The following is an 8,094-nucleotide window of genomic DNA, read 5'->3' on the forward strand; positions in this document are numbered from 1 at the left end:
AAAAACACAACGGGAAAGAAGCGCGGCCGCAGGCCGCTGCCGGCGAACCTGCCGCGTGAGCGCGTCGAGTATGACCTGCCCGACGATCAGAAGGCGTGTCCTTGCTGCCGTGGCCAGATGCATCGCATGGGCGAGGCTGTCACCGAGCAACTTCATATCGAGGTGAAGGCGAAGGTTTTACAGAAAGTACGCTTCAAATATGCGTGCCGCCATTGCGATCGCACCGGGATCAACGCCCCTGTCGTGACCGCGCCGATGCCGACGCAGCCGCTGCCGGGCAGCGTTGCCACGGCCTCAACGCTGGCGTTCGCGCTGGTTCATAAATATGTCGATGGCACGCCGCTCTACCGCCTGGCGCAGGCCTTCGAACGCGCCGGCGTTCCGGTCAGCCGCGGCACAGCAAGCTCGGCGACGCCGTATCCTACACCCGAAACCAATGGGAATATCTGACGCGCTACACCGGGGACGGCAGCATGCCGATCGACAACAATCTTCTGGAGCGCGACATCAGGGTTTTTGCAACTGGCAGGAAGAGTTGGTTGTTCAGCGATACCGTGGACGGAGCCAAGGCCAGTGCCGTCGTCTACAGCCTGATGCTGACCTGCCGCGCCTCACGTGTCGTGCCGTTAGCGTGGTTGCGCCACGTCTGCACCGAATTGCCTCAGCGCGCCGGCGACGCCGATATTACCGACCTGCTGCCCTTCAACTTCCACAAAGCCGCCATTGCCTGAACGGCCCGGTATCGCCCGATACTAGGGCAATCCATCAAAACCGCCGGCGTCAACGTGCGGGGAAAATCGCGCTTACTATTGAACAACTCAAAGCAGCGAACAAAGGAACAAAGGCTTGTGCGCACGCATAAGTAGCATCATAAAGAGAAGCGACGATAGGTAGAGGTTTGCGTTCTCTTACTGCTCAATGAGTGCAGACCGCCAAATATTGCGTTCGTTCATTTGTCGTGCGTGGATGAGGCCGAGTGGATCGCTTGGGTGGCGTATCCCAGCGTCATGTCAAAGATCTTCCAAGGCCTGGCTTGGCGACGAGCGAACGTTGCTCAAGATCGGTCAAGAAAGCTGGTTTCGTTTCATGGACTGGACATGGACCGCCTCTATAATTTGCAGTGTCAAAGCTAGGCTGTTGAGTCAACGTGCAAATCGGTCTGATGGCGTCATACGCGAGTGTTCTTCGATCGAAACCGCACCGGATGTGTCCGCACGCAGAGGAAGTCAGACCATAAGATGATGGTGGTCTATATCCGAAATCCAGCGTGTCTCGTTGTGCGGCATTCAGGCAATTCGGATGCGTGTCATAAAGATGGCTCGTCACGTGCGCGCCAAGCATCATCACCAATCGCGGGGGCTTTGTTTAAGACATCCATAGAGAGGTGCCGTCATGAATAGCACAATGATCGTTGATAACGTCATTCCGCGAGCAGACATCATCAGGCATGCGGACCGCCTTGGTGCCGAAATCAAGAACATTACACTATCGGACGATTTGTCTGACGAGGTCATCACAGCCATTAACCGGCTGCTGCTCGAGCATAAGGTCATCTTTTTCCGTGATCAGGGACATCTCGATGATGCCCAGCAACAGCGTTTTGCCCTCCGGCTCGGTTCGCTGATACCGCCCCTCACAATGGTGAACACAAAGGGAGGGGCGACGATCCGGGAAACGCTTCCTGATCACGCCTGCCGTCATTTCGACCGGGTGAACGATGACGTCTTGGGTGCCGCCGGCCGAAAATCTCAGTGCTGATCGCGCCGTTTGGCGGTGACATCGCTTGGTCGAGCACTGCGGCTGCTTACCTTGATCTTCCCGTCCCCCTGCGGATGCTTGCCGACAACCTCTGGGCTGTGCGCTGTGCCGCATTCGATTACAATGTGACGGAGGGGGCCACAGAAGCCGAGAAGAGGCGACTGGACGACGTATCCACCGGAACGATCTACGAAACGACACATCCGATCGTTCGCGTTCATCCCGAGACCGGCGAACGCGTCCTCTCGCTCGGCCGTTCGGTGCAGAACTTTGTCGGCCTGCAGCGCTATCCCAGCCAAAGACTGTTCGAACTGCTGCAATCCTACCTCACGGCGCCGGAGAACACCCTGTGCTGGAACTGGAAATCAGGCGACGTCGCAATCTGGGACAATCGCGCGACTGAGCGATACCCCGTCAATAAAATCGGCAGTCCTCATTGGGCCGTGGACCGGCTTGCGATTGACGCCGGCGTACCGCACATGAAGAGGCCAAAATCACGGGCCGCTCAGGCTGCCTAGTACCCGGAATCAGAGCTGAGTGATACGGCGCCCTGTGAAGCGGCGTTGACGGACCTTTTTCTTGGTCCAGACGAAGGGCTCGGCTTTGTCGTTGTACGCGTTGACGTAGGCATCGATGATGTTCCTGAAGCTGCGTGAGGCTAGTGAAGGAGGTGCCGCTGAGCGACTGGCCCTGCAAGATCGAGAGTGAAATGAAACTGCACGTTGGGGGGGCCTTGAGCCAGGGCTCGTTCTTCTTGTGGGTGTTGAGGTTGTGTCGAGGATGACGTGAAGCTTTCGGCCCGGAAAGGCCGCGGTGACGCTGTTCATGAAATCGAGAAACTCGACGCGGCGGCGACGTTTTGAATGCGTCGCGATGATCTTTCCGGTGGCGACCTCAAGCGCCGCAAACAGCGTTGTCGTGCCATGCCGCTTGTAATCGTGGCTCTGGCCGGTCAAGGCGCGGCCATTGGGCAACTTCAGATAACCCTGCACTCGCTCCAAGGCTCGCTCCAAGGCCTGGATCGAGGGCTTCTCGTCCACGCATAGCACAATGGCCTTCGCGGGCGGGGCGACGTAGAGGCCAACAACATCGGCGGCTTTGGCCGTAAAGTTCGGGTCGTTGCTCTCGCACCAGGACTTGCGAGCCGCAGGGTCAATCTTGTGGCTGCGCAGGAACCGCCAGACATATTGGACGCCAACATCGCCCAGCGCCTCGGCCAGCAGAGGGCCGGTCCAGCGCGCAAATCCTTGCGGGGGCGGCTTATCCAGCAGCTTCAGAATCCGCTTGTCGGTGGCCTTCGTATAGATCGGCTGCTTGCCGGGCCGTGGCTTGTCTTGCAGCCCTTCAAGGCCATGATCGGCATAGCGGTGCCGCCAAAGGCTGACAATCCGCGGCTGAACGCCGACTTCTTTGGCAATCGAGCGGGTGCTGCGCCCGTCCGCCGCCAGCCCGCTTCAAACCGCGCTGCAACGTCACCGGTGAGCGACAACACGCCTCAAGCACCTTGCGATCTTTCCGCGAAAGGTGGACTTCTCTTGCTTCGGGAATCATCCATATCTTGAATCACGACTCACGATCCAAGAAAAGTGGGTACTAGTAGGGTCCGCACGTCCGGTTTTCCTAAGATGCAGGCGGTCCATGGCTAAGTGGCGGCCCTGCAATGTCGAGTGGGAGCCAGGCCGTCGAGTTTATCCGGTCAGGACGGCTAACCGGCGCTGGCAATCTGCTCTTTCGTGTCCATAAAAAGCGCTAAGAAGGCGCGAGCAGGCGGCGCCATTCTCGTGTCAGAGCCCGGCACAGTGCGAGCCGGCTCTTGCCTAACCGTGCGGCACTGAAAAGATCGAGCGGATCGAGCGTGGCGATGGTCGGAAAAGTGGCCTCGCACCACTGAAAATACCGCATGAATGCGGGGCGCGGCACACCAGGGTCCTGAACACCGATGAGGGCCTTTCATTCGCAATCAGGGATGGCGCTCACCTCGCTTATGAGGAGGAGGCGGTCGTGTGTTTGTACGGGCAGCAAAGGCGCGGGCGCGCTGTCGCATACCACCGGCATGCTGCGCGGTTGCGCTAATGGCGGCGATTTAGCTTCGCTACTGTGCCGACAGAGCGCCTTTCTCAACTCTCGAGGCAGTCCTCACCACACTAGGTAGGTATCGATCCACTGTTGATGCTGTATTGTTACGAGGAGATCGTGTTCAATCAAACGCGCTGGTCAGGGCAGACGAGGTGCCGCAATGGAAGCCACAGCTAATCCGCTGTGCAGAGCACACGTATTGAAGTTCATCGAAGAAACTCGCGTCGTTAGCGAGAGTGTACTGCAAGTCAACAACATCACGCCTTATCACGTCACAAAGTTCTATCGCGAACAGATCGCCAAAAGTGGTTACTACGATCAGCTTAAGTACATTGTAGAGCCCTCGGTGGAGGAGTTCGAGAGCCCAGGCACCTTGGATACGAGCGGCGAGCACGACAACACAGTCGTCCCGGGACTGCAGCACAAGTACCCACAGACCGGCTTGTTGCTGGTGACGGAACGCTGCGGTTCATATTGCCGTTATTGTTTTCGCAAGCGTATAGTGGGTAAGGCTTCCGATGAAATCGCGCCGGACTTCGATCGGGTCGCGAAGTATATTGCGCGCCATCCTGAGATGACGAACGTACTACTGTCGGGAGGTGACCCGTTCGTTCTCAGCACGGCCAAACTCAACAAGATCCTTGACCACCTGCTGCCTATAAATCATTTGAGCTCGATTAGATTTGGCACAAAAATGCTGGCCTATGAACCGAGGCGGTTTGAGGATTCCGCTCTACCGGCATTGTTCCAGCGAATCCACGAAGCGGGTAAGAGCCCAATAATCGTTACGCATTTCGATCACGTAGGCGAGATCTCGTCCGATGCGGAGCACGAAGTTCGCTCCTTGCGATCGCAAGGCGTGCAATTCCTTAACCAGGCCGTGCTTCTCGCCAAAGTCAACGATGATCCCAAGATCCTGGCAGCGACGTTCGCCAAATGCCACGAAATCGGAGTACGCCCTTACTACCTCTTTCAAGCGAGGCCGGTGAAGGGCGCATCTCATTTTCAGGTCACATTGGGACGGGGAATAGAGATTGCGCGCGGCGTCAACCAGCGTCTCAGTGGCATCGAGAAGACATTCAAATACATCATGTCTCATTACTCAGGAAAGATCGAAATATTGGATTTGGGACACGATGGCCGCGTGTATATGCGATACCACCAGAGCAAAGTTCCCGAGAAGATCGGACGGATCTTTTCCCGGCCTTATGTCGGGGCTGCCTGCTGGTTAGACGATTTGCCAGAACAATGAGATCTAAGGGCGCGCAATGCTGATCACGAAACTCGGAGCGAGTGCGGCGCGCCGGCTACGCTCGTCGGAGCCGGCCAAGGTAGCTCGCATTTGGCGTTGCTTCCATATGCGCAGAAGCCGATCATCACAGAAGCGGGCGAATGCGTCCCGGTCGATCGCTCGCTTGGCACTAGGCCGAGATAACCCATAAGTTGACCTGGGTATCTCGCGAGCGCGCGAAGTTTTCCATATCCACGTTGTCGGCCTTCATTCTGCGCAACTGCCTAAAAAATAGCTGAATTCCTGTTGCCGTTTTGCCTTCTGTCTCGCAACTTCTCATCGTTATTCCAGAGCTCGTTGAAATAGCGAGTTGCAGATGAGGCCTCGAATCCGTGACCGAAACTAAAACGGGCTGCGCAACGTCATGCACGGCGCGATCTTGCAAACATATCCAGGAAGGGCAAGGTCGGTATCGGGGAAGGGGTGTATTGGCCGAATAGGGAGCAATTATCGTAAGGGCCGCGCAGGGTTCTGCACGATTGCGTTGGTGACATTTTAAATGAAGAGAGGTGTGTGCCCCAAGCTCACAACCTGTCAAAACGAGCGTGCTTCTGGCTCTTGAGCAGAGTGGACTGCTGCGGAAGACGATAAATCGCGGGTGAATAGTTCTTTGATTTTGTGATGAGCTCCTGACGGAGGGGGCGCCAAGAATGCTGAGGGAAATCTGAATAGCCTTGCCAAAGACGGCGTTTCCGCTGGACAAGTATTTCCGTTTTCGCAAATCTTGTTAGAGTGATTGCCAGGATGCCGAATGTTCACATTCGGTCACTCTTAATGCCGGTCGTCGATGGCGAACACAGCCCAGCCCAGTCCGTGCCGGGATCGCAGATCGTTATCACCCGTGGCTCATTTGAAAGTTGTGTAAGTCCATTGGGCTATCAAGTCGACCGGTCAAAGTAACTGAGGCGGTAGCGTCTTTCATCGAGGCTTTGGAGCAAACTGAGGCTGATCCAATGCGAGCGCTTGGAGCTCTTGGTATCCGAAACGAGCAAATGCCGAATACCGAGCGGTAGAGGCTTGCTTTGATGTCACATTACCATCGGCAGACTACAAAAGCTTCCCGCTCGATCCGGACAATATGCTTATCGCTGTCCATAGAGACAGTTCTCCGCGCGTCGCCTCAGTCGGCAAGGCAGCTGTCGCCGCTCGAGTGAGTTGGAATCCGTCGAAATGGGCGGTTCAAAGCGGGATTTGGGCGTCGACACGAGACTCATTGCATTAATCAAGATTGCAGAGTCGGTAGAGTGAGCCGTCGGCTAGAAATGAGGGTGCCAGGAGACAGACCACACTATGATCGACCGCGTGCCTGCTGTCTTGGAAGCGCTTGACGGCTCCGCAGATGGAGCCCTGAAGCGAGTGTCCGGTACACAGCAAATGTTTCGCGTGCCTAGTATGGTATGTCATTGTTCTCGGTCCAATGTCAGAAACGCAATTCTGGCGAGAATTCCTCCTCAAGGCCTCGCGGCGATAGGGCAGTTCCTTGAGCCGATCGTCCTGAAAGAACGCATGGTACTGCAGGAGCCGAAGAGGCATCTCGATCACGTCTATTTCGTTGAAGCGGGCCTCGTCTCGCTCAGGATTGTCGCGGCGGGCAGTTTCTTTGAGGTGGCGGTGATAGGATATCGTGGTGCGATCGGTGCTTCGCTCTTAGTGGGGAGGCATATTTCGACGCATCAAGCTATTGTGCTGTTTCCCGGAAGCGCGCACAGGATCCGCGTTGAGGATTTGCGTCGGGTAATGAACGAGCGTCCTGAAATCCGAGAACATCTTTCGCGGTACGATCAAGCGCTCGCCCTGCATTGCGCTCAAACAGGATTATGCGGGGTTCGGCACAGCCTCGAAAAGCGGCTTGCGAGCTGGCTGTGTCTAGCTAGTGACGCCGTTGGCGCTCATGTGCTTCCAGTTACCCATGAGTATGTTTCTTCTGCCTTAGGGTTGCGCCGGGCCGGGGTCACCGAGACCTTAAGCCAATTCGAAGAACAAAGGTCGATTCGCAAGAAGCGCGGCGTCTTAGAGATTGATGAGCGCAAGAGCCTCGAGCAAAGGGCATGTGGCTGTTACAAGCTTATTTCAGACGCTTATGCTTCGTCCGAGTCCGTGATGTCAGCGGATGGAGCTACGGACTAAGAAAGTCGCTCCAGCGATCCGCTTCACCTCTTCTCTTCACTTTGAGGACGAGCTGTCAACGGCGGAGCCGCCTGCGCGGCGTGCATTGACCGGTGCAGTTACATATATCGTTGAACATTAGCAGACAATTGGACAGCATCATTCCGACGGCGCCCCGTCCCACCGTTCCGCCGCGTGCAATTCGCGCGCGGTTCCGACTGAGCTGCAGGCTGCGGGTGACGAATAATTCCGCACGTCGTCCTTGAAGCCGAAATCACAATTCACCGGCCGAAAATGACATTGGCCTCCGATGTCGCACAGCGTCACGTCACCAAAGCTGGGGATCGGCTTTAAGTCGCTCATCCCGCAGCGACAATGACGGATCCGGTCCGATCGCTTGGCATGGATCCGCCAAGCTTGGGAGTTGCATTCCGCACATTTGTATGACGGGACTTGTCAATACGTACCTTTCACACTGTGGCAAACCCGGGCCATCGTGCATCTGTGTGCGCACCGGGTGCTAAGGTGCTAACAGGCTATTGACGGCGATCATTACGCCATCGCGGCTGGAAATGGTGGTCGTCGGGCGCGGGTGATCCCAGCTGCAAGATTGCCATCGTGACGGGCAAGATCGGTTTCTAGGCGCCGCGCCACCAACGACAGTCTCAGATCCTGGTGCCCTCAGACACATTCGGCATCAAGATCGAAAAAGTACTCTTCGTGTTTGGCTATGACGATGCGCCACACGGCCACGGCCAGATGCTTCTTGAAAATGTCCGCGTTCCCGCGGACAATCTGTTGCTGGGCGAGGGCGGGGGTTTCGAGCTCGCGCGAGGCCGACTCGGTCCGGGCCGCATCCTTGC

At 56.6% G+C, this 8,094-nt stretch carries 2 protein-coding genes and 4 pseudogenes; 5 read left to right on the plus strand and 1 reads right to left on the minus strand.

Features of this window, described 5'->3' with window-relative positions; translation table 11 throughout:
- Positions 1–731: pseudogene (locus H8A95_RS40100) on the plus strand (IS66 family transposase); the annotation flags it as partial.
- Positions 732–1,392: 661 nt separating this feature from the next.
- A pseudogene (locus H8A95_RS44615) lies at positions 1,393–2,276 on the plus strand (TauD/TfdA dioxygenase family protein).
- Between the two features lie 9 nt (positions 2,277–2,285).
- Here the strand turns inward: H8A95_RS44615 and H8A95_RS40110 are convergent.
- Positions 2,286–3,309 (minus strand): annotated as a pseudogene (locus tag H8A95_RS40110) (IS630 family transposase).
- Between the two features lie 685 nt (positions 3,310–3,994).
- On the opposite strand from H8A95_RS40110, the gene H8A95_RS40115 reads away from it, so the two are divergent.
- From H8A95_RS40115 to H8A95_RS40125, 3 genes and pseudogenes are all read left to right on the plus strand, one after another.
- The gene (locus H8A95_RS40115) at positions 3,995–5,086 is read left to right on the plus strand and encodes a KamA family radical SAM protein (protein ID WP_229188049.1); all 1,092 of its coding nucleotides are present in this window, start codon (positions 3,995–3,997) and stop codon (positions 5,084–5,086) included.
- Positions 5,087–6,415: 1,329 nt separating this feature from the next.
- Positions 6,416–7,252, plus strand: coding sequence for a Crp/Fnr family transcriptional regulator (locus H8A95_RS40120; protein ID WP_229188050.1), 837 nt, complete (start codon positions 6,416–6,418; stop codon positions 7,250–7,252).
- Positions 7,253–7,772: 520 nt separating this feature from the next.
- Positions 7,773–8,094 (plus strand): annotated as a pseudogene (locus H8A95_RS40125) (acyl-CoA dehydrogenase family protein); the annotation flags it as partial.

The organism is Bradyrhizobium oropedii (assembly GCF_020889685.1).
Lineage (GTDB): Bacteria > Pseudomonadota > Alphaproteobacteria > Rhizobiales > Xanthobacteraceae > Bradyrhizobium > Bradyrhizobium oropedii.